The sequence below is a fragment of the Umezawaea tangerina genome (genome assembly GCF_003002815.1).
Classification (GTDB): domain Bacteria; phylum Actinomycetota; class Actinomycetes; order Mycobacteriales; family Pseudonocardiaceae; genus Umezawaea; species Umezawaea tangerina.
Genome location: NZ_PVTF01000003.1, coordinates 742,875 through 765,382, shown reverse-complemented (window position 1 = coordinate 765,382; position 22,508 = coordinate 742,875). Strand labels below are relative to the sequence as shown.

Here is a 22,508-nt window from a genome sequence, read left to right as displayed (position 1 = left end):
CCCCTCCCCCCGGACGCCCGGATCGGCCCAACCGGCGCAGCGGTGACCACGGTCGGTCATCCACCGTTCGGCGGATCAGGTCGGCCGAACGCCTTGAGGGGAACCCAACCGGGGGTCCCCTCAAGGCCGGCTCCCACTCAGTCGCAGAACACCTCGTCGACCACCTCCTGCGCGCCCGCACCCGATCCGCCTCCGGGCGCGGAGGTGAACGACGCGTCGAGCCGGACGCGACCGTCCTCACTGGCGAACATCAGGCTGCTGTACCCGGGGACGCCGCCGCTGTGTCCGATGATCTCGGCGCCGCAGGACGGCTTCCGCGTCTCCAGCCCGAGGCCGTAGCCGGGCGACACGTCGGTCAGCCCGGTCATCTCGGCGAACTGGGCGGGCTCGAGCAGCTCACCCCTGGCCACGGCGGTGGCGAACCGGTCGAGGTCGGCGGTGGTGGAGATCATCTCGCCCGCCGAGTAGGCGATCGACGGGTTGACCCTGGTGATGTCGACGACCCGGTCGCCGACCCGCACGTAGCCGTGGGCGTGCGGACCGGGCACGTCGACGCGGTCGCCGGGCAAGGTGGTGTCGCGCAGCCGCAGCGGGCGCAGGATCCGCTGCTCGACGGCCTTCGCGTACGGCTTCCCGGTGATCTTCTCGACGAGCAGCCCCGCCACGACGTAGTCGGCGTTGGAGTAGTTCCACCCCGTGCCGGGCGCGAAGTCGAGCGGCTTCGCGGTCGACAGGGCGACCAGCTCGGCAGGCTCCCGGTGCTCGTACCGGATCGCCTCGAAACCGGCCGGGTCGAGCGGCAGCTCCTCGGTGTAGTCGTGCAGCCCGCCGGCGTGCTGGAGCAGCATCCGGACGGTGATCCGGCCGCCGTCGGGCAGCAGCCCCGGCAGGTAGCGCGCCACCGGCGCGTCGAGGTCGACCCGGCCCTCGCCGACGAGCTGGAGCACGACCGTGGACACGAACACCTTCGTGAGGCCGCCGATCCGGACCCGCCCGTCGGTCGGCACCGGCCGGTCCCCGCCCCACTCGGCGACCCCCGAGCGGGCCGTGAAGCCCCGCCGCCCGTCGGTGATCCGGACCTGGACGCCCGCGGCCCCGTTGGCGACGAGCTCGTCGATCGCCCGCTGGACCACTACCCGGTCGACACGTCCACCCGAGTCGGCGACCGCGGTGCCCGCCGCGGCCAGACCGACCAGTCCGACGACCGCCCCCAGCGCGCCGACGCGCTTGATCATCGCGCTCATCGGCTTTCCTCCCCTGAATCCGTTGACACCACGGATTCCTCGGGATGCGAGCAGTCCTCACGACCTACCGGAGAGTGACCGGCGGAGCGACTTCCGGCCCTGCCGAACCCCCTGAAACCCCCACGAACCACCCCTGGGGCCCGGCCGTCCTGCAAACGTTTGCGGATAACGAAATCGATTCACCCGCTACTCCGTTCGAGTGACACAACTGGTCTAGACCTTGACCGCACAGTGGTCTGGACCACAAGTTGCACAGAACCCTGCTTTCCCTGCCGTGACAAGGAGCCCGATGACCAAGATCCGATGGCATCTCACAGCGTGTTTCGTGGCGGTCGCCACGATGGTCCTCGGCCTGACCGTCGTGCCCGCGGCAAGCGGTGCAGGCGGCGTATCGGCGACCTTCACCAAGGGCTCCGACTGGGGCACCGGGTACGAGGGCAAGTACACGATCCAGAACGGCGGCGGGTCCTCGCTCGCCACCTGGACGGTCGAGTTCGACCTCCCCGCCAACCACCGGATCAGCTCGCTGTGGGACGGCACGCAGACCACCAGCGGTCAGCACGTGACCGTGAAGAACTCGTGGAACGGCAACGTCGCGGCCGGCGGCACCGTGAGCTTCGGCTTCAACGTCGTGTACTCCGGTAGCTACTCCGGCCCCAGCGGCTGCAAGCTGAACGGCGCCTCCTGCGACGCCGGCGGTGGCACGACGACCACCACGACGACCACGACCACCACCACGACGACGACCACCACGACCGGTCCGACGACCACCACCACGACGGTGACTCCCCCGCCCGGTGGCAAGAAGAACCTCGGCTACTTCGTGCAGTGGGGCGTCTACGGCCGCAACTACCACGTCAAGAACATCGAGACGAGCGGTTCCGCCGCGAAGCTGACGCACATCAACTACGCGTTCGGCAACGTGAAGAACGGCCAGTGCTCGGCCAACGACGACACCTACGCCGACTACGACAAGTTCTACGACGCGGCGAGCAGCGTCGACGGCGTGGCGGACTCCTGGGACACCGGCTCCCTGCGCGGCAGCTTCAACCAGCTGCGCAAGCTGAAGAGGATGCACCCCGGCCTCAAGGTCATCTGGTCCTTCGGCGGCTGGACCTGGTCCGGCGGCTTCGGCCAGGCGGCGCAGAACCCGGCGGCGTTCGCGGAGTCCTGCTACAAGCTGGTCGAGGACCCGCGCTGGGCCGACGTGTTCGACGGCATCGACATCGACTGGGAGTACCCGAACGCCTGCGGTCTCTCCTGCGACACCAGCGGCGCCCCGGCGTTCAAGAACCTGATGGGCGCCCTGCGCTCGCGCTTCGGCACGAACCTGGTCACCGCGGCCATCACGGCCGACGGCACCAACGGCGGCAAGATCGACGCCGCCGACTACGGCGGCGCGGCGCAGTACGTCGACTGGTACAACGTCATGACCTACGACTACTTCGGCGGCTTCGCCCCGCAGGGCCCCACGGCCCCGCACTCGCCGCTGACCTCGTACAACGGCATCCCGACGCCGGGCTTCTACTCCGACGCCGCGATCCAGAAGCTCAAGAGCAAGGGCGTCCCGTCCTCGAAGCTGCTGCTCGGCATCGGCTTCTACGGCCGCGGCTGGACCGGCGTCTCGCAGGACGCCCCCGGCGGCACGGCGACCGGCCCGGCGCCCGCGTCGGTCGAGGCGGGCATCGAGGACTACAAGGTCCTCAAGAACTCCTGCCCCGCCACCGGCCAGGTCGCGGGCACGGCGTACGCCAAGTGCGGCAACAACTGGTGGAGCTACGACACCCCCGCCACCATCGGCGGCAAGATGGCGTACTCCAACAACCAGGGGCTCGGCGGCGCGTTCTTCTGGGAGCTCTCGGGCGACACGACGAACGGCGAGCTGATCAGCGCGATCAAGAACGGTCTCGGCTGATCACCGGCTGAACCGGAATCGCACGAGGGGCCCGTGGCAGCAGCCACGGGCCCCTCGTGCGTCTTGCGCGTCCTGTGCGTCCGAATGGCCCATTGGTCCCGGTCTTCGTAGGCTCCCCCACGGTTCGTCCGGTTCGGCTCAGGGGGCGGTGTGGCGGTGGTCGTTCGCGGCGCGGTGGTGGTGGCGTTGGGGATCGCGGTGCTGTCGACGGGTCCGGTGCACGCGCAGGGGGAAAGCGCCCGGCCGTTGGCCGAGGTGCTGGCCTCCGGCTACGACGCGTCGGCGTTGGCCGGGCGCAACGGGGTGTCCGAGGAGGAGCTGCGGGCGATGGCCCTGGGCGGGCACTTCGAGGTGGACGCGGCGGACGGGATCCGGTCCGTCGAGCCCGTGGTGCCCGCCGGCGCGCGGTCCGAGGTGACCGCGCCCGCGGGGGTGGACGTGTTCGCGCTGCACAGTCGGCCGGGGGCCGCGCGGACGTTGTTCCTGGACTTCGACGGGCACTCGGTGCGGGACACGCGGTGGCGCGGTGGCGAGCGGATCGTGGCGCCGCCCTACGACGCCGACGGGGATCCCGCGGTGTTCGGGGCGGCGGAGCGGGACACGGTGTACGCGGCGTTCCTGGCCACGGCGGAGAACTTCCGGCCGTTCGGGGTGGACGTGACGACCCAGGAGCCCCCCGCCGACCGGATCGAGCGGACCGGTGCGGAGGACCTGGAGTTCGGGTCCCGCGTGGTGGTCACGCCGGTGGACGTGACGGGGTGCGGGTGCGGTGGGCAGTCCTACATCGGGGTGTTCGACCGGTACGTGGACCACGACGCGTTCCAGCCGTCGTGGGCCTACACGGGAGCCGGGTCCTCGGACGGGAAGCTGATCGCCGAGGTCGCCTCGCACGAGGCCGGGCACACGTTGGGGCTGCTGCACGACGGGCAGGGCGGCGGGTCGGAGTACTACTCCGGGCACCAGGGGTGGGCCTCGATCATGGGCGCGGCGCACGAGCAGCCCGTCACGCAGTGGAGCAAGGGCGAGTACCGGAACCCGACCAACCGGCAGGACGACATCAAGGTGATGGCGGGCAAGGGGATCCCGCTGGCGGCCGACGACGTCGTCGGCGCCGTGCCGGTCGGCGGGACGGTCTCGGGGGTCATCGGGAGCGACGCCGACTCCGACGACTTCCTGGTGCGGCACGGGGGTGGGGTTCTGGCGGTCTCCGCGCTCCCGGCGCGGTTCAGCCCGAACCTGGACATCCGGATGACGGTGCTCGGGGCGTCGGGTGTCGTGGCGGTCGTGGACCCGCCGCTGGTCCGGGTGTCGGCGGTCGTCGCCGAGGGGATGGACGCGGTGTTCTCCCGCGAGCTGCCCGCCGGGGACTACGTGGTGCGGGTCGAGGGCGTCGGGTACGGCGATCCCGGCGTGGACGGGTACACGGGGTACGGGAGCGTCGGGGAGTACGCGCTTTCGGTGGGGTAGCGGGAAGTCGGCCCCCGTACGACGCGGAACGGCGGAAGCGGCCGGTCGAGGTGCCCGACCGGCCGCTTCCCCTTGGTGTCCCGGTGTTTCCTAGACGGTCAGGCTCCAGGTGTCGATGTTGCCGACGTCCTGGGAGGCGACGTCCTGCACCTTGAGCTTCCAGTCGCCGTTGCGGAGCTCGGACGAGAGGTTCGCGGTGTAGGTGGTGTCGATGTTGTCGCCGGAGTCGTTGTTGGACGACTTGAGGCGGTAGGAGGAGCCGTCGGAGGCGACCAGGTCCAGCACGAGGTCACCGCGGTAGGTGTGCTTGACGTGGACCTCGACCTGGGAGGTGGCGGAGGCGTTGCCGGTGCAGTCCGCGATGGTGATGGTGCTGGTGACCGCGGCGCCGTTGTCGGGGATGGCGACGTCGGTGTCGTTGGTCCTCGTGTCGCAGCCGGTGGGCGGCGGGGTGGTGGTGGCGTAGGGGCCGGCGGCCTTGTCGGCGGCGTAGGTCAGCATCGGCTTGACCTTGGGCCAGAAGGTGCCCGCCTGGCAGGAGTAGGTCGGGAAGAAGCCGCTGCACGAGCCGCTGCTGGGGCCGATCTCCCAGACGAAGCTGGCGACGCCGAGGTCGTCGTAGACCCAGTCGTCGGTGGCGCCCGCGGCGTTGTAGAGGACCTCGCCGGGCTGGCCGGAGGTCCAGCCGGAGCCGGCGATGGCCTGGAGGTCGGTGCCCATCTTGCGCAGCGGGGCGTCGTTCCCGGCCTTCTGGGTGGAGTCGTAGCCCCACGGGAAGAGGATCAGGTTCGAGTAGCTGTGCATGCTGACGACGACACCGGTGGTGTCGGCGGGGGCGGCGTCGCCGGGGGCGGTGCCGCGCTTGTCCTTGTAGAGGCTGCGCCACAGGGACTGGAGGGCCTGGGTCTCGACCTCGGAGTTGGCGCTGGGGCCCTTGTAGGTCTGGTCGCAGGGGGCGCTGGAGGTGCCCTGGCCGCCCCAGTGGGAGCTGGTGTTGCGGTTCAGGTCGATGCCGAGCTGGCTGCTGGCGGAACCACCGCAGTTGGAACCGTTGGTGCCGTTGGCGTTCTTGCGCTGGTAGATCGGCGAGTTGCCGCCCTGCTGCACGATGTTGACGCCGTCCGGGTTGGCCTGCGGGACGACCCACACCTCGGTGGAGTCGAGCAGGGCGGTGACGCTCGCGTCGGTGCCGTAGCCGGAGGTGAGGTGGTCGATCCAGCGCCAGGCGACGTCACCGGTGGTGAGCTCGCGGGCGTGCAGCTGGCCCATGACGAAGAAGCGCGGCTTGGGGGCGTTCGGGTCGAGGGCGCAGTCACCGGCGTTGAGCTTGGTGATGCAGATGGCCCGCAGGTCGTAGCCGCCCGCGCCCTGGGTCTTCTTCCACGAGTCGCCGTAGTCGACGAGCGTGGTGAGGGACGGGTACTGGGCCGCGACGGCGTCGAGGTGGGCGTAGTGGGCGTTGACCGTGTGGTAGCCGCCGTAGAAGGTCTCGTTGATGTCGGCCGCGTCCACCTGGGACTTCTTGGCGGGCGGCGTCCACTGCGGCGGGGCCAGCACCTGGTCGACGACCGCGGTGAAACCGGCCTGCTGCAGGCGGGTGCCCTCGTCCTTGCCGCCGAGGACGAACAGGCTGTCCCCGTCGCGCTGCTCCAGCACGTCGAACCCGCGGCCGAGCAGGTCCTGCGACTGCTGACCGAGCGGCGCGTGCACCTTGTAGACGTAGGTCGGACCGGGCTGCGCCGCGGCCGCGTCGGGCAGGGGACCCGCGGAACCGGGCGCACCACCGGCGATCACCGCACCCGCGGCCGCGAGGGCGACCGCGAAGGACACCATCGGACGTTTTCTCGACAACACGTTGATCCTTTCGCAGGGTTGAGCTGGAGGATGGGGCACGAACCGGGTCGCGCACACCCTCCGACCGGCCATACATGGGCGTTATGGACCAGGAGACGGAGCCCACGTCGAGTGGCGGCGCACCCCGGAGTGGGGGTAGTCCTGAGCCCATGACCGACGAAGAAGTGATCTCCCGGATCAACCAGCTGGTCGCCGAGGAGCACGAGCTGGAGAACTCGAGGATCGGCGAAGGCCTGTCCGCCGAGGAGACGGCCCGCCTGCGCACGATCGAGGTCGGCCTCGACCAGGCGTGGGACCTGCTCCGCCAACGCCGTGCGCGCCGCGCGGCCGGCATGGACCCCGACGCCGCCGAGACCCGCGACGCCGGCACCGTCGAGGGCTACCGCCAGTAGGACGGCACCGTCTCCGCGCGCCCGCTCCGGGCGAACCGGCGGCCCGGACGGCGCGTACGGAGACGGGGTGGGAAAAACCTGTCTGATGCGGACAGGACGAGGCAGGCGACGTCGGCGGTCGCCCGCCTCGTCGCCGAGGTCCACCCCGCTCGCCGATCGTGAAGTGGTTGTCAGCTACCACTTGTCGGTTGTCGGACAGACGAGGCCTACACCGGCTCGCACACCGCGACCCGATGCCTGAAAACGCTTTCCGCGCCAACCGCGCCGGAGCGGTGCGGTGACGGCCGCCGAGAACCACCCCAGAGGTCGGCCGCCGCGCGACACCGCCGGGGTCAGCCCGCGGTGCGGATGCTGGTCAGCGCGAGGTCGGCCGCTTCCCTGGCCACGACGCACGGCTCGAACGCGCGCGGCGCGGGCTTCGGGGTGGTGCGCATCTGGATCGTGGTGGTGAGGATCTGGTCGTCGGTGATGCCGACGACCAGGGTGCACACGCCCTTGAGGCGGTCGTCCGTGGGCGCGTTGAGGAGCGTGGGGTAGTCCTGGATGGGCGCCTGGAGCTCGAACAGCTTGAAGGTGCTCTTGAGCTCGTAGACGCGGTCGAGTCCACCGTTGCCGTTGCCCTTGGTGAACGTGAAGCTGACGCGCTGCCCGCTGGTACCGGGGGTGTCGTCCCAGTCGCACATCGGACCGGTGTCGCCCGCGCCTGCGACGCCCTCGACCCCCGGCATGCCGAGTGTCTTGAGCTGAGGCTCGGTCAGCAGGCCACAGGGTTTCTTCGCGGAGTTGGCGAAGACCATCGGGGAGGCCACCCGCGGTGCGCCGTGCTGGGTGGTGTCGCCGAGGCCGTCGGCCGCCGCGGCGGGCGTGGACGGGGAGTCACCGCAGCCCGCGGTGGCGAAAGCCAGTGTCGTCAAAGCGGTGAGGAGGAGCAGGGTGCGCACTGGAGTCCTTACGGCTGGAGGTTCTGCCGGGAAGCAGTGTGCCCACAAGAGTGGTCGTCGATCTAGGAAAACTTCGGGTCAACTCAAATGGACGGACCGCGGTCGCAGCCGGTGGTCGAGCGCGGTGTGTCGTCTACCTGCGCCGACGGTCCGAACGGCCTGACCGATGGCCTTTCGGGATCCGACGAGGACTACGAGCTTCTTCGCCCTGGTGATTGCGGTGTAAAGCAGATTGCGCTGCAACATCATCCACGCGCTCGTCGTCACCGGGATGACGACGCACGGGTACTCGCTCCCCTGTGAACGGTGAATGGTCATCGCGTAGGCGTGCGTCAGCTCGTCCAGCTCACCGAACTCGTAGTCGACGTCCTCGTCCTCGTCGGTGCGGACGGTGAGCTTCTGCTCGACGGTGTCCAGTCCGGTCACGACGCCGAGAGTGCCGTTGAAGACACCATTTACACCCTTGTCGTAGTTGTTGCGGATCTGCGTGACCTTGTCCCCCACCCGGAACACGCGGCCGCCGAACCGGCGTTCCGGCAGACCTTCGCGGGCGGGCGTCAAAGCCTCCTGCAGCACCGCGTTCAACGCGCCCGCGCCCGCCGGTCCGCGGTGCATCGGCGCCAGCACCTGGATGTCGCGGCGGGCGTTGAGACCGAACTTCGCCGGGATGCGGCGGGCGACCACGTCCACCGTCATCGTCGCCGCCTCCTCCGCCTCCTCCACGGGGAACAGGAAGAAGTCCGGCAGCCCCTGCACCACGGGGTACTCGCCGGAGTTCACCCGGTGGGCGTTGGTGACCACGCCGGACTGCTGGGCCTGCCGGAAGATGTGCGTCAGCCGGACGTTCGGGACCGGGCTGCCCTGCGCCAGCACGTCGCGCAGCACCTCCCCCGCACCGACGGACGGCAGCTGGTCCACGTCGCCGACCAGCAGCAGGTGGGCGCCGGGCGCGACGGCCTTGACGAGCTTGTTGGCCAGCAACAGGTCCAGCATGGACGCCTCGTCGACGACCACCAGGTCCGCGTCCAGTGGACGGTCCCGGTCGAACGCCGCGTCACCGCCGGGCTTGAGCTCCAGCAGCCGGTGCACGGTGCGGGCCTCGTGACCGGTCAGCTCGGTCAGCCGCTTGGCGGCCCGGCCGGTCGGCGCGGCCAGCACGACCTTCGCGCCCTTCGCCGCCGCGAGCCGCACGATCGACCGCACGGTGAAGCTCTTGCCGCAGCCGGGTCCGCCGGTCAGCACGGCGACCTTGCGGGTCAGCGCGAGCTTCACGGCCTCCTCCTGCTTGGCCTCGAGCGACGCGCCGAGCCACGCGAACGCGCGCGTCCAGTCCACCGACCCGAACGCGGGCATCCGCTCGTCGGACGTGCCGAGCAGCCGCAGCAGCTGGCCCGCGACCGAGATCTCCGCGCGGTGGAAGGGAACCAGGTAGATCGCGGGCACGTCCTCGCCGTCCACCGGCAGGACCTCGCGCACCACGCCCTCCTCGTCCACCAGCTCGGCGAGGCAGTCGATCACCAGTCCGGCGTCGACCTGGAGGATCTTGATGGCCTCGCCGATCAAGGACTGCTCGGGCAGGAAGCAGTTGCCGTTGCCGGTGGCCTCGGACAGCGTGAACTGGAGCCCGGCCTTGATCCGCTGCGGGCTGTCGTGCGGGATGCCGACGGCCTTCGCGATCACGTCGGCCGTGCGGAACCCGATGCCCCACACGTCGGAGGCGAGCCGGTAGGGCTCCTGGCGGACGACGTCGATCGACCTGTCGGTGTACTGCTTGTAGATCCGCACGGCGAGGGAGGTCGACACCCCGACGCCCTGGAGGAAGATCATGACCTCCTTGATCGCCTTCTGCTCCTCCCACGCGGCGGCGATCAGCTTGGTGCGCTTGGGCCCGAGCTTCGGCACCTCGATCAGCCGCTCGGGCGCCTGCTCGATGACGTCGAGCGCGTCCACGCCGAAGTGCGTGACGATCTTGTCCGCGAGCACCGGCCCGATGCCCTTGATCAGCCCGGAGCCCAGGTACCGGCGGATGCCCTGGATCGTCGCGGGCAGCACGGTCGTGTAGTCGTCGACGAAGAACTGCTTGCCGTACTGCGGGTGCGACCCCCACCGGCCGCGCATCCGGATCGACTCGCCGGGCTGGGCGCCGAGCAGCGCGCCGACGACGGTCAGCAGGTCACCGCTGCCGCGCCCGGTGTCGACCTTCGCGACCGTGTAGCCCGTCTCCTCGTTGGCGAAGGTGATCCGCTCCAGCACGGCCTCCAGGACCGATCCCTCACCCGGCATGCCGCCCAGCGTAGGCGCACACCTCCACACGACCTCCACAAGTCGCCCCTGACCTCTCCACGCCGAGCCCCTAGGGTCGGCCGCATGACGGGCGGACAGCGACGGGTGCTGGTGGTCGAGGACGAGCTGACGATCGCCGAGTCGGTGGCGGCGCGGCTGCGCGCCGAGGGGTTCCTGGTCGAGCTCGCCCACGACGGCCCGTCCGGGGTCGCCGCCGCACGGGCGAACGAGCCCGACCTGGTGGTGCTCGACGTGATGCTGCCCGGCTTCGACGGCCTGGAGGTGTGCCGCCGGATCCAGGCGCACCGACCGGTGCCGGTGCTGATGCTGACCGCGCGCGGCGACGAGACCGACCTGCTGGTCGGCCTGGCCGTCGGCGCGGACGACTACCTGACGAAGCCGTTCTCCATCCGCGAGCTGGCCGCCAGGGTGCACGCGCTGCTGCGCCGGGTCGAACGGGCCGCGCGGCCCAGGACCGACGAGCGCATCGAGCTGGCGGACCTGGAGATCGACCTGGCCGAACGGCGGGTGCACCGCGCGGGCGTCGAGGCGCACCTGACGCCCACCGAGTACGAGCTGCTGGTGCACCTCGCGGAACGCCCGCGCGCGGTGCAGCCGCGCGAACGACTGCTCAGCGAGGTGTGGGGATGGCACGACAGCACCGGGGCGCGCACGGTCGACAGCCACATCAAGGCGTTGCGCCGCAAGCTCGGCGCGGACCTGATCCGGACGGTGCACGGGGTCGGGTACGCGCTGGAGGTGCCGAGGTGACCGTGTTCCGCACGATCATCGCGATGCTGGTGGAGGAGCTGCCCCGGCCGCTGGACCCGGTGCGGTCGATCAAGCTGAAGCTCGGCATCCTGCTGCTGGCCCCGACCACGGCCGGGTGGGCGTTCTTCTGGTCGCAGATCGGCTGGCTGCCGGTGCGCAGCACGATCGGGGCGCTGGTCATCGTCCTGTTCACCTCGCAGGTGCTCGCGCACGGCATGACCAGGCCGCTGCGCGAGATGACCGCCGCCGCGCGGGCGATGCGGGCGGGCGACTACTCGCGGCGGGTCAGGGCGACCGCGCGCGACGAGGTGGGCGAGCTGGCGAGCGCGTTCAACCGGATGGCGGCCGACCTGGCGGCGGCCGACCGGCAGCGCCGCGAGCTGATCGCCAACGTGTCGCACGAGCTCCGCACGCCCATCACCGCGTTGCAGGCGGTGCTGGAGAACGTGGTCGACGGGGTGGCGCCCGCCGACGGCCCGACCATGCGCACCGCGCTGGCGCAGACCGAGCGGCTGGGCAGGCTGGTCGCCGAGCTGCTCGACCTGTCCAAAGTGGACGCCGGTGTCCTGGTGCTGCACCGCGAGGAGTTCGCGGTCGCCCCGATGCTCGCCGACGTCGTCGCGGAGGCGGAGGTCGCCGCCGCGGCGGGCAAGCGCGGCGTGCACTTCACCGTCGACGTGAGCCCGCCCGGCGCCACCGCCATCGCCGACCGCGAACGGCTGCACCAGGTCGTGGTCAACCTGCTGGACAACGCCGCCCGGCACGGTCCGGCCGACGGCCGGGTGGACGTGCGCGCCCGGTCGGACGCCGACGGGCTCGTGGTCGAGGTCGTGGACGAGGGTCCCGGCATCGCCCGCGAGGACCGCGAGCGCGTCTTCGAGCGCTTCACCCGCGGGGAGCGGGCCGGTGGCGGTGGCACCGGCCTCGGCCTCAACATCGCCCGCTGGGTCGTGGACCTGCACGGCGGCACGATCGCCGTGGTCGACGGCCCCGGCTGCCGCATCCGCGTCAGCCTGCCCGCTGAACCTCCCCGCCAGTCGGACGTCCTGTAGCTGAACGTCCCCGCTCCTCGGAATCGGAGTTCCCCATGAACGACAAGCCTGCCGCCGGCGTGCCCAGGAAACTCGGTCTGCGCCGCATCGACGCCGTTCCCACGACCGCGATGCCCGTCCGGTCCTCGACCGCGAGGTCCGATGCCGGGAGGACGCCGGAAGGGAAAAGCACTGGAGGAAAGGGGGCCGAGGAGAAGGACGCCGTGGGGAAGATCCCCGAAGGAACGTCCGGCGATCGGAAACCCGGTACCGGCGAGGGGAAGCCGGCGGAGGAGATACCCACCGCCGAACCGTCCTCCGCAGGCCGCGGGGCGTCGGTCGCCGTGGCCGCTCCTCCGGTCGCCCAGGCCGCGCCGCCGTGGCCGCCGGTGCCGCACCGGGACCCGGCCCCGCTCTGGCCGGCGCCGGAGGGCCCGGCGTCGAGGCGGGTCCTGTACGCGGGCGCGGCGGCGGGGGTCGCGGCGGCGGCGATGCTGCCGATGGACGTCCCCGGCATCGGCTGGGTGCTCACCGGGGCCGTCGCGGTGGTCGGGGTGTTCACCGCGACGGGACGCCGTTCGCCGGAGAGCATCGCGTGGGCGGTCACCGCGCTGCTGCTGTTGAGCGTGTCCACCTTCCTGACCGCCGACTGGCTGTTCAGCCTGTGCGTGCTGGCGGCGTGCGCGGCGGGGTCGCTCGCGGTCACCGACGGCCGGACGCTGCGGGGCGTGGTGCTGGGCGGGGTCGCACTCGGGATAGCTCCGTTCCCCAGCATCAAGTGGGCGGCGCGCGGGCTCAAAGCGGCGCGGCCGGAGCACCACGACAAGGCGCTGGGCCGGACGATCCTGATCAGCGCGGGCCTGCTGCTGGTGTTCGTGCCGCTGCTGGCGGGCGCGGACGCGGCGTTCGCCGGGCTGCTGGGCGACCTGGTGCCGGAGTTCGACATCGTGTCGCCGTTCGAGTGGGGCTTCCTGTTCGTCACGATCGGGCTGGGCACGATCGGCGCCTGCTACGTGCAGGCCACCGCGCTGCCGCTGGACGCCGAGCCGCACACCCGGCGCACGGTGTCCCGCCGCGAGTGGGCGGTCCCGATCGGGCTGCTGGTCGTGGTGTTCGCCGTCTTCGTCGGCGTGCAGCTGGCGAGCCTGTTCGGCGGGGACGACTACGTGCAGCGCACGGCCGAGCTGACCTACGCCGAGTACGCCCGCAGCGGGTTCTGGCAGCTGCTCGCGGTCACCGTGCTCACGCTCGTGGTCATCGGGGTGGCGACCAGGTTCGCGGCGACCGGGACGGCGGCCGACCGGCGGTGGCTGCGGGGCCTGCTCGGCGGGCTCGCCGGGCTGACCCTGGTCATCGTGGCCTCCGCGCTGAGCCGCATGTGGGCCTACCAGCAGGCCTACGGGTTCACCGCGCTGCGGCTGCTGGTCTTCTCCTGCGAGGTGTGGCTGGCGGCGGTGTACCTGATGGTCATCGGCGCGGGCGTCAAGCTGCGCGCGGCCTGGCTGCCGCGGTCGATGGTGGCGACCGGGATCGCGACGCTGCTGGTGCTGGCCGCGCTGAACCCGGACCGGTTCATCGCCGAGCACAACGTCGAGCGGTTCCAGGCAACCGGCAAGATCGACCTGCCCTACCTGGCCACGCTGTCCGTGGACGCCGTGCCCGCGTTCGACCCGCTGGGCCCGGCCGTGCGCGACTGCCTGCTCGTGCGGATGAAGTCCGACCTCGCCGACACGCGGGACTGGTACGCCTGGAACCTGAGCCGGGAGCGGGCGCGGCCCCTGCTCGACGCCGTTCCGTGGGACCGCTCGTGCGACATCGGGTACAGCACGACCAGGTGACGCCTTGACCGTTCCAGATGGTGGGAGCTGCTCACTCGTTCGGGCCATCGTGGGCGTTAGCGATCTGTGACAACAGCCACTGGCGGTATAGGTATGGGGACAGCATCCGTTACCCGGAGGTAAAGTCGCAGGTCGAAGGGCTGGCACTGCGGCCGCCCGACAGCTGCCTGGCCGGTCGTCCACCGGGTGCGGAGCAGCTCCCCCACCCATCCCGGAGGATGACGTGCGCCCGTGCTCGTTTGGCCCGATCCTGTGACCGTTGTGCAGGAAGAGCTCGTTCCCACCGCTGTGCCCGCGCTGTTCGACGTGGCCCCGGCCGCGCCCGAGCGGACGCTGGTCGACGTGCTCGCGGAGACCGCGCGCACGCACCCGCAAGCGTTCGCGCTGGACGACGGCACCACCGCGCTGACCTACCGCGGCCTGCTGGCCGCCGTGGACGAGCTGCGCCAGAAGCTCGCCGCGGACGGCATCGGCCTCGGCGACAAGGTCGGCGTGCGGGTGCCGTCGGGCACGGTCGACCTGTACGTGTCGATCCTCGCGGTGCTGGCCGCGGGCGCGGCGTACGTGCCGGTTGACGCGGAGGACCCGGACGAGCGCGCGGACGTCGTGTTCACCGAGGCGGACGTGTGCGCGGTGCTCGGCGCGGACCGCGAGCTGGTGCTGCGCGGCACGCCGCTGGGCCTGGTCGGGGAGCCCGACCCGGACGACGACGCGTGGGTCATCTTCACCTCCGGGTCGACCGGCAGGCCCAAGGGCGTCGCCGTGACGCACCGGGCGGCGGCCGCGTTCGTGGACGCCGAGGCGCGGCTGTTCCTGGCCGACGACCCGATCGGCCCGGACGACCGGGTGCTGGCCGGGTTGTCGGTCGCGTTCGACGCCTCGTGCGAGGAGATGTGGCTCGCCTGGCGGCACGGCGCGTGCCTGGTGCCCGCGCCGCGCTCGCTGGTGCGCACCGGCATGGACCTGGGGCCGTGGCTGGTCGAGCAGGAGATCACCGTGGTGTCCACGGTGCCGACGCTGGCCGCGCTGTGGCCGACCGAGGCGCTGGACGACGTGCGGCTGCTGATCTTCGGCGGCGAGGCGTGCCCGCCCGAGCTGGCCGAGCGGCTGGCCGTGGAGGGGCGCGAGGTGTGGAACACCTACGGGCCCACCGAGGCGACCGTGGTGGCGTGCGCGGCCCGGCTGACCGGCGAGGGGCCCGTGCGCATCGGGCTGCCGCTGGACGGCTGGGAGCTGGCCGTCGTGGACGAGCGGGGCGAGGTCGTGCCGATGGGCGGGACCGGCCAGCTGGTCATCGGCGGCGTCGGCCTGGCCCGCTACCTCGACCCGGTCAAGGACGCCGAGAAGTACGCGCCGCTGCCCGCGCTGGGCTGGGACCGCGCCTACCGCAGCGGCGACCTGGTCCGCGCCGAGGCCGAGGGCCTGCTGTTCCTGGGCCGCGCGGACGAGCAGATCAAGCTGGGCGGCCGCCGGATCGAGCTGGGCGAGGTGGACGCGGCGCTCCAGGCGCTGCCGAACGTCGCCGGCGCCGCCGCGGCCGTGCGCACGAACAAGGCGGGCACGCAGCTGCTCGTGGGGTACGTCGTCAGTGACGAGTTCGACCAAGCGGACGCCGTGGAACGCCTGCGGGCCGCGCTGCCCGCCGCCTTGGTGCCGTTGCTGGCCGTCGTGGACACGCTGCCGACCAAGACGTCCGGCAAGGTCGACCGCGACGCCCTGCCGTGGCCACTGCCGTCACTGGACGCCGCAGGCCCGGTCGTGCGGATGCACGGCACGCAGGCGTGGCTGGCGGACCTGTGGGGGCAGCTGCTCGGCTCCCCCGCGACGAGCCCGGCCGACGACTTCTTCGCCAGCGGCGGCGGCAGCCTCGCGGGTGCGCAGCTCGTGTCGCTGATCCGCGCCCGCTTCCCCAGCTGCTCGGTCAGCGACATCTACTCCTACCCCGCGCTCGGCGCGCTGGCCGCGCGGCTGGACGAGTACGCCGCCGAGACCGCGTCCGTGCGCGAGGTCGCGCCGACGCCCCGCTCGACGCAAGCGCTCCAGACCCTGCTGATGGTCCCGCTGTTCACGCTGGTCGGCCTGCGGTGGACGGTCGCGCTGGCCGCGATCAACAACGTGTTGGCGCTGACCGGCACCTACACCTGGGCCCCGACGATCTCGTGGGCGTGGGTCGCGGTCGGCTGGGCGCTGGTGATCAGCCCGCCCGGACGGCTCGCCATCGCCGCCGGCGGTGCCCGGCTGCTGCTGCGCGACGTCCGCCCCGGCACGTACCCGCGCGGCGGGAGCGTCCACACGCGGCTGTGGGCCGCCGAACGGCTCGCGGAGCTGAGCGGTGCGACGAACCTCGCGGGCTCGTGGGTCACGCACTACGCGCGGGCCCTCGGCGCGAAGGTCGCGCCCGGCGTGGACCTGCACTCGCTGCCACCGGTCACGGGCATGCTGAAGCTCGGCAAGAACAGCGCCATCGAGCCCGAGGTCGACCTGTCCGGGCACTGGCTGGACGGCGACCGCCTGCACATCGGCAAGATCCGGGTCGGCGCGGGCGCCGCGGTCGGCGCGCGCAGCACCCTGTTCCCCGGCGCGCGCATCGGCAAGCGCGCCGAGATCGCCCCCGGCTCCGGTGTGGTCGGCTCGGTGCCGACCGGCCAGCGCTGGTCCGGCGTGCCCGCGATGAAGGACGGCCGGTCGTCGCACCGCTGGCCCAAGGCCCGGCCGCCGCGGTCCCGCCGCTGGTCGCTCGCCTACGGCGTGACCTCGTTCGGCCTGTCCGCCCTGTCGGCCGTCACGGCGCTGCCCGCGCTGCTGCTGGTCGGCTACTTCCTCAGCTCCACCACCGGTCCCGCCGACGCGCTGGGCACCGCGCTGCTGACCGTGCCGGTCGCGACGCTCGCGTGGATGGCGTCCTACGCGCTGGTCGTGCTGGTGTCGGTGCGGCTGCTCAGCATCGGCCTGCGCGAGGGCTACCACCCGGTGCACGGCCGGATCGCCTGGCAGGCGTGGACCACCGAACGCCTGATGAACATGGCGCGCGGCGGCCTGTTCCCGTTGTACGCCAGCCTGTTCACGCCGGTGTGGCTGCGCGCGCTCGGCATGAAGGTCGGTCGTCACGTCGAGGCCTCGACGGTCGTGGCGCTGCCGAAGATGACCACGGTCGGCGACGGCGCGTTCCTGGCCGACGACACCATGGTCGCCTCCTACGAACTGGGCGGCGGCTGGCTGCGGATCGCCGCGGCCCGCATCGGCAAGCGCGCGTTCCTCGGCAACTCCGGCATGACCGCGCCCGGCCGTTCGGTGCCGAACCGCGGCTTGGTCGGCGTCCTGTCCTCCACGCCGAAGCGCGCCAAGGCGGGCAGCTCCTACCTCGGGATGCCGCCGATCAAGCTGCCGCGCACGGTCGAGGCCGGCGACGACAGCCGCACGTTCGCCCCGCCGCGGCGGCTGGTGGTCGCGCGGGCGCTGGTGGAGCTGTGCCGGATCGTGCCCGTGATGGCGTCGCTCGCACTGGCCGTGCTGGCCCTGGCGGGCTTCGAGTTCCTGGCCGCGAACGGCTTCTGGGCCGCCGCGCTCGGTGGTGGTGTGCTGCTGCTCACCGCGGGCGTCGTGGCGTGCGCGGTGGCCGTGGTGGCGAAGTGGTCGCTGGTCGGGAAGTTCCGCGCGCGGGAGTACCCGCTGTGGAGCGCGTTCGTCTGGCGCAACGAGCTGGCGGACACGTTCGTCGAGGTCCTGGCCGTGCCGTGGCTGGTGGGCTCGGTCTCGGGCACGCCGCTGATGGCGCTCTGGCAGCGCGCGATGGGCGCCAGGGTCGGGCGCGGGGTGTGGTGCGAGACCTACTGGTTGCCGGAGGCCGACCTGGTCCGTTTGGACCAAGGGGCAACGGTGAACCGGGGGTGCGTGGTGCAGACGCACCTGTTCCATGATCGGATCTTGCGCATGGACCAGGTGACGCTCTGCGCGGGCGCGACGCTCGGGCCGCACGGGATCGTGCTGCCGGGCTCGACGATCGGCGCGCACACGACGGTGGGCCCCGCATCCTTGGTGATGCGCGGCGAGGACGTGCCGTCGGGCACCCGCTGGCTCGGAAACCCGATCTCGGCATGGCGCTGAAGGACTCCTACCTCCCAGCGCACGGGAACGCGGGGTACCGGGTAGCACACTACGACCTCGACCTCGACTACAAGCCGATCGCCGCCCGGCTGTCCGGGCGCGCGCGGCTCACCGTCGTCGCGGGCGTGGCGTTGACCGGCCTCGTGCTGGACCTCGGCACGTTCAAGGTCGACCGGGTGCTCGTCGAGGGCAGGCCGGTCCGCTTCACCCACGGCGGCGGCAAGCTGCGGGTGCGGGCGGCCAGGCCCATCGCGGCGGGCACGCGGTTCACCGTGGAGGTGCGCTACGTCGGCACACCGCGGCCGATCCGCACGCGGGCGTGGGGCGACCTCGGCTGGGACCAGCTGGCCGACGGCGCGATCGTGGCCAGCCAGCCGATCGGCGCGCCGTCGTGGTTCCCGTGCAACGACACCGTGCGGGAGAAGGCGACCTACCGGATCACCGTCACGGCGCCGTCGCCCTACACCGTGGTGGCCAACGGGGTCCTGGTCGACGGCAAGGTCGGCGGCAGCACCACGACGTGGGTGTACGAGCAGGACGTACCGATGGCCACCTACCTCGCGACCGTCCAGATAGGACAGTACGAGGAGCTGGAGCTCACCGACGGCCAGCCCGCCGCCGTGCCCTCCAGGCTGGTCGCGAAGTTCGCCCACGACTTCGGCCGCCAGCCCGCCATGGTGGAGCTGTTCGAGCGGCTGTTCGGGCCCTACCCGTTCGGCCAGTACTCGGTCGTGGTCACCGACGACGACCTGGAGGTGCCGATCGAGGCGCAGGGCGTGTCGGTGTTCGGTGCCAACCACGTCGACGGCAAGCGCGGCTTCGAACGGCTGGTCGCGCACGAGCTGGCGCACCAGTGGTTCGGCAACAGCGTCGGGCTGGCCGACTGGCGCGACATCTGGCTCAACGAGGGGTTCGCCGCGTACGCCGAGTGGCTGTGGTCGGAGGAGTCCGGCGGCGCCACCGCGTCCGCCATCGCGACCAGGACCAGGGTCGCGCTGCTGCGGCAGGGCCAGAACATCCGCATCGGCGACCCGGGGGTCGACGACATGTTCGACGACCGCGTGTACAAGCGCGGCGCGCTCACCCTGCACACCCTGCGGACCGTGCTGGGCGACGCGGCGTTCTTCTCGGCGCTGCGCGAGTGGACGCACACCTACCGGCACCGCACCGCCACCACGGACCAGTTCATCGCGGTCGCCCAGCGGCACACGGCCCGCCCGCTGGCGGCGTTCTTCCAGTCCTGGCTGTACACCGGGAAGCTGCCCTAGAGCACGTCCAGCTTCGCGATCGCGCGCAGCGCGGAGGGTGCGGCCCGGCTCAGCAGGCGGGCCGCTTTGGCCTCCACCGTCACGGGCACGACCGCCTTGCCGGTGCGGACCGCGTGGACGATCTCGGCGGCCACGCGGTCGGGGCCGAAGCCGCGCAGTGCGTACAGCCGCGACGAACGGGCCTGCTTGCAGGCCTGTTCCTCCTCGCCGACGCCGGAGAACGTGGTGGTGGCGGTGATGTCGGTCTTCACCACACCGGGGCAGATCGTCGAGACGCCGATGCCCGCGGGGGCGAGCTCGGCGCGCAGGCAGTCGGAGAGCATGAACACGGCGGCCTTGCTGGTGGCGTAGGCGGAGAGCACCTTCGACGGCAGGTAGGCGGCGGCCGAGGAGAGGTTCACGACGTGGCCGCCCTCGGCGCGGTCCACCATCAGCTCGCCGAACGCGCGGCAGCCGTTGACGACGCCCCAGAGGTTCACGTCCAGGACGCGCCGCCACTGCTCGGTGGACGTGCTGAGGAACGAGCCGGAGTGCCCGACGCCCGCGTTGTTCACCAGCACGTCCGGGACGCCGTGCGCCGCGGCGACCTCCTCGGCCCACGCGCGCATCGCCCGCCCGTCGGACACGTCGACCCGGTAGGCGTGCCCGCCGACCATCGCCGCCGTCTCCTGCGCCTTGACCATGTCCACATCGGACACCACGACCAGCGCGCCCTGCCTGGCGAACGCCAGCGCGGTGGCACGGCCGATCCCGCTGCCGCCGCCGGTGACGACGACCAGCTCGCGCCTCGGGGACGTGTCGTGGACGAACTCGGCGACCATGCGCGCCACGGCCGCGGGGTGGGTCAGCGGTGCCCAGTGGCCGCAGGCCAGGGTGCGGCGGCGCAGCGTGGTGACCCAGCGCTCCAGGTCCAACGGGGTGGTGTCGACGTAGGCGTCGCGCAGGGGTTGGACGACCTGGACCGGGATGTCGGTGCGGCGGGGGCGCGGTGCCTTGAAGCGGGGCAGGACGTTGGCGCGGTAGAGGGCGATCCCCTGGACGGCGTCGGCCTTGAGGGTCCGCGCGGGGCTCCGCGTGACGCCCTCGGCCCTGCGCAGCACGTTGCCCCAGCGGCGGGCCAGCCCCAGCTTCCACACCAGCGGGGCGAGCACCGGCAGGTGGAAGGCGAGGACGTACCAGGACCGCAGGAGCTGCCGCAGGTGCGCGACCGACGGCCGGGACCGCAGCCAGTGGCCCATGTGGTCGAGGCAGGGCCCGGAGATCGAGGTGAACGACGCGATGCGCGCGCCCGGTTCGGTGACGGCCTCCCAGGACTGGATCGAGCCCCAGTCGTGCGCGACGAGGTGCACCGGGCGGTCCGGGCTGACCGCGTCGACGACGGCGAACAGGTCCTGCTTCAGGAGTTCCAGCCGGTAGGCGTCCCGCCCGCGCGGCCGGTCGGAGGCGCCCGCGCCGCGCACGTCGTAGGTGACGACGCGGAAGTCCTTGACCAGCAACGGGACCACGTCGTCCCACACGGCGTGCGTGTCGGGGTAGCCGTGCACGAGCACGACGGTGGGCGCGGTCGGGTCGCCCTGCACCTGGACCGCCAGGCGCACGTCACCGGACAGCACGTTCACAGGTCCTCCAGCACGAGTCGGTCACCGGTCGGGCGTTGCACGCAGACCCGGACGCCGCCCACCTCGCAGGTGCCGCAGAACCCCTGGCGGCACGAGTAGGGGACGTCCGGGCGGAGGTCCTTGAGCACGTCGAGCGCGGACCGGTCGGCGGGCACGGGCAGCACCACGCCGCTGCGGCGCAGTTCGAGGGAGAACGGCCGTCCGTCCACGACGGGCGGTGGTGAGAACCGCTCGAAGTGCAGCCGTGCCGAGGCGAAGTCGCGCCGGACCGCGTCCAGCATGGACGGCGGGCCGCAGCAGTAGACCGCGCCCTCGGGGTGGGCGTCGCGGAGCAGGTCCGCCGACCTGCCGGTCCGCACCTCGACCCGGTCGTCCGGCAGCTCGTCCAGGAACGGCATCGCGCGCGCCCGGCCGACGTAGACCAGCCGCCAGTCCAGGCCGTCGCGCCGGGACGCCTGGACCATCGGCAGGATCGCCGTGATGCCGATGCCGCCCGCGACGAACAGCACCGGACCTCCGGCGACGAACGGGAAGGCGTTGCGCGGCCCGCGGACGGTGATCCGGGTTCCCGTCGGCAGGTCGTGGACCTCGGCCGAGCCCGCGCCGACGCGGCGCACGGCGATCCGGTAGCCGTCGCGGTCGGCGGGGTCGCCGCACAGGGAGTACTGCCTGCGCAGCCCGGAGGGCAGGTGCAGGTCGAGGTGGCAGCCCGGTTGCCACGCGGGCAGCGGGCCGTCCCCGACGAGCCGGAGCGCGACCACGTCCGGCGCGACCCTCGTCCGGCGCGCGACCTCCAGCACCAGCGGGGCGTTCGGCCGGTCGGGCACGGCCTTCCCCAGCAGCGGCAACACCTTCAGGTAGCCGTCGGTGAACCGGGCCAGACCGCGCAGGAAGCGGTCCATCAGTGCGCGTCCCGCGCGGCGGGAGACGTGGCCAGGTACGCGACGGCCTGGCTGGTCGAGCCCTCCTGCTTCGGGTGGTAGCCGCGGTGGAAGTAGCGCAGGAACGCGCGGGTCAGGTCGTACCCGGTCGGCAGCAGGCCGCGGCGGCCCGCGCGGCGGAAGTCCCGCAGCGCCAGCCGTCCGGCGTCCGGGTCGGCCGCCATCAGGAACCGGGCGCCCTGGACCCACAGGTGCAGCAGAGGTGGCGCGCTGAGCAGCATCGCGCGGGCGCGGCGGGTGTAGCGGCGGTCGAGGTGGCGCATCAGGTCGAACGCCACGCTCCGGTGCTCGACCTCCTCGGCGGCGTGCCAGCGCAGCAGGTCCAGCATCGTCGGGTCGGCGCCCGCGCGGTCGAACGCCGTCGCGTTGAGCATCCAGTCGCCGAGGTACGCCGTGAAGTGCTCGACCGCCGCGACGATCGCGATCCGCTCGACCAGCTGCTCCCGCTGCTGCCCGGCGGTCAGCCCCGGCCGGTCCCCCAGGACGCGGTCGAACACCCACTCCACCCGGTCGGTGAACGGCCGCGGGTCGAGGCCCTTCGCCAGCAGGTGGTCCAGCACCCCGCCGTGCGCCTCGGCGTGCGTCGCCTCCTGCCCGATGAAGCCCAGCACGTCCTCGCGCAGGTCGTCGTCGGTGATCAGCGGGACGGCCTGCCGGAACGTGCGCACGAACCACCGCTCCCCCGCCGGGAGCAGCAGGTGCAGCACGTTCATCACGTGCGTCGTGACCGGTTCCTCCGGCACCCAGTGCATCGGCAGCGCGGTCCAGTCGAAGTGCACGTCCCTCGGTTGCAGCACGAGGTTGTCGGGCTCCATCGCGACCTCCGGCAATTACTACGCC

General features: G+C 72.1%; 15 protein-coding genes. 8 read left to right on the top strand and 7 right to left on the bottom strand.

What is annotated here, in order from left to right; all coding sequences use genetic code 11:
• Positions 1-137 precede the first annotated feature (137 nt).
• Positions 138-1,244, bottom strand: coding sequence for a serine hydrolase domain-containing protein (locus CLV43_RS13895; RefSeq protein WP_245886410.1), 1,107 nt, complete (start codon positions 1,242-1,244; stop codon positions 138-140).
• A gap of 289 nt (positions 1,245-1,533) precedes the next feature.
• On the opposite strand from CLV43_RS13895, the gene CLV43_RS13890 reads away from it, so the two are divergent.
• Both CLV43_RS13890 and CLV43_RS13885 read left to right on the top strand, forming a co-directional pair.
• Positions 1,534-3,159, top strand: a complete 1,626-nt coding sequence (locus CLV43_RS13890) for a glycosyl hydrolase family 18 protein (RefSeq protein WP_106187491.1) — start codon at positions 1,534-1,536, stop codon at positions 3,157-3,159.
• A 150-nt stretch (positions 3,160-3,309) separates the two neighbouring features.
• On the top strand, positions 3,310-4,626 hold the full coding sequence (locus CLV43_RS13885; RefSeq protein WP_106187490.1) for a hypothetical protein: 1,317 nt from the start codon (positions 3,310-3,312) through the stop codon (positions 4,624-4,626).
• 90 nt (positions 4,627-4,716) lie between these two features.
• Here CLV43_RS13885 and CLV43_RS48465 read toward each other — a convergent pair whose 3' ends face one another.
• On the bottom strand, positions 4,717-6,459 hold the full coding sequence (locus CLV43_RS48465; RefSeq protein ID WP_245886408.1) for a M14 family zinc carboxypeptidase: 1,743 nt from the start codon (positions 6,457-6,459) through the stop codon (positions 4,717-4,719).
• 170 nt (positions 6,460-6,629) lie between these two features.
• Between CLV43_RS48465 and CLV43_RS13875 the strand changes: the two genes are divergently transcribed.
• Complete coding sequence (locus CLV43_RS13875; RefSeq protein WP_106187489.1) at positions 6,630-6,872, top strand: DUF2630 family protein; 243 nt, start codon at positions 6,630-6,632, stop codon at positions 6,870-6,872.
• A 332-nt stretch (positions 6,873-7,204) separates the two neighbouring features.
• Here CLV43_RS13875 and CLV43_RS13870 read toward each other — a convergent pair whose 3' ends face one another.
• Positions 7,205-7,813: a DUF3558 domain-containing protein gene (locus CLV43_RS13870; protein ID WP_170155832.1), complete on the bottom strand. Its 609-nt coding sequence runs from the start codon at positions 7,811-7,813 to the stop codon at positions 7,205-7,207.
• A 78-nt stretch (positions 7,814-7,891) separates the two neighbouring features.
• Entirely contained in the window at positions 7,892-10,096 is a 2,205-nt protein-coding gene (gene recD2 / locus CLV43_RS13865; RefSeq protein WP_106187487.1) for an SF1B family DNA helicase RecD2, read from the bottom strand.
• 84 nt (positions 10,097-10,180) lie between these two features.
• On the opposite strand from recD2, the gene CLV43_RS13860 reads away from it, so the two are divergent.
• From CLV43_RS13860 to CLV43_RS13840, 5 genes are all read left to right on the top strand, one after another.
• Positions 10,181-10,867, top strand: coding sequence for a response regulator transcription factor (locus CLV43_RS13860; protein ID WP_211304345.1), 687 nt, complete (start codon positions 10,181-10,183; stop codon positions 10,865-10,867).
• 23 nt (positions 10,868-10,890) lie between these two features.
• Positions 10,891-11,919, top strand: a complete 1,029-nt coding sequence (locus CLV43_RS13855) for a HAMP domain-containing sensor histidine kinase (protein ID WP_106187606.1) — start codon at positions 10,891-10,893, stop codon at positions 11,917-11,919.
• Positions 11,920-11,954: 35 nt separating this feature from the next.
• Positions 11,955-13,736, top strand: a complete 1,782-nt coding sequence (locus tag CLV43_RS13850; RefSeq protein ID WP_245886406.1) for a DUF4153 domain-containing protein — start codon at positions 11,955-11,957, stop codon at positions 13,734-13,736.
• 261 nt (positions 13,737-13,997) lie between these two features.
• Positions 13,998-17,840 (top strand): Pls/PosA family non-ribosomal peptide synthetase, encoded by a 3,843-nt coding sequence (locus CLV43_RS13845; RefSeq protein ID WP_245886404.1) that lies wholly within the window; start codon positions 13,998-14,000, stop codon positions 17,838-17,840.
• Positions 17,831-19,108, top strand: coding sequence for a M1 family metallopeptidase (locus CLV43_RS13840; RefSeq protein WP_106187484.1), 1,278 nt, complete (start codon positions 17,831-17,833; stop codon positions 19,106-19,108). Before CLV43_RS13845 ends, CLV43_RS13840 begins: the two co-directional genes overlap by 10 nt.
• On the opposite strand, the gene CLV43_RS13835 is transcribed toward CLV43_RS13840, so the two are convergent.
• The 3 genes from CLV43_RS13835 to CLV43_RS13825 are packed head-to-tail and all read right to left on the bottom strand — an operon-like array spanning position 19,105 to position 22,483.
• A complete protein-coding gene (locus CLV43_RS13835) occupies positions 19,105-20,727 on the bottom strand; it encodes an SDR family oxidoreductase (protein ID WP_106187483.1) in 1,623 nt (540 codons plus the stop codon). The genes CLV43_RS13840 and CLV43_RS13835 overlap by 4 nt on opposite strands.
• Positions 20,724-21,629, bottom strand: a complete 906-nt coding sequence (locus tag CLV43_RS13830; protein WP_106187482.1) for a PDR/VanB family oxidoreductase — start codon at positions 21,627-21,629, stop codon at positions 20,724-20,726. Before CLV43_RS13830 ends, CLV43_RS13835 begins: the two co-directional genes overlap by 4 nt.
• The gene (locus CLV43_RS13825) at positions 21,629-22,483 is read right to left on the bottom strand and encodes a metal-dependent hydrolase (protein ID WP_106187481.1); all 855 of its coding nucleotides are present in this window, start codon (positions 22,481-22,483) and stop codon (positions 21,629-21,631) included. Before CLV43_RS13825 ends, CLV43_RS13830 begins: the two co-directional genes overlap by 1 nt.
• Between the last annotated feature and the right edge of the window lie 25 nt (positions 22,484-22,508).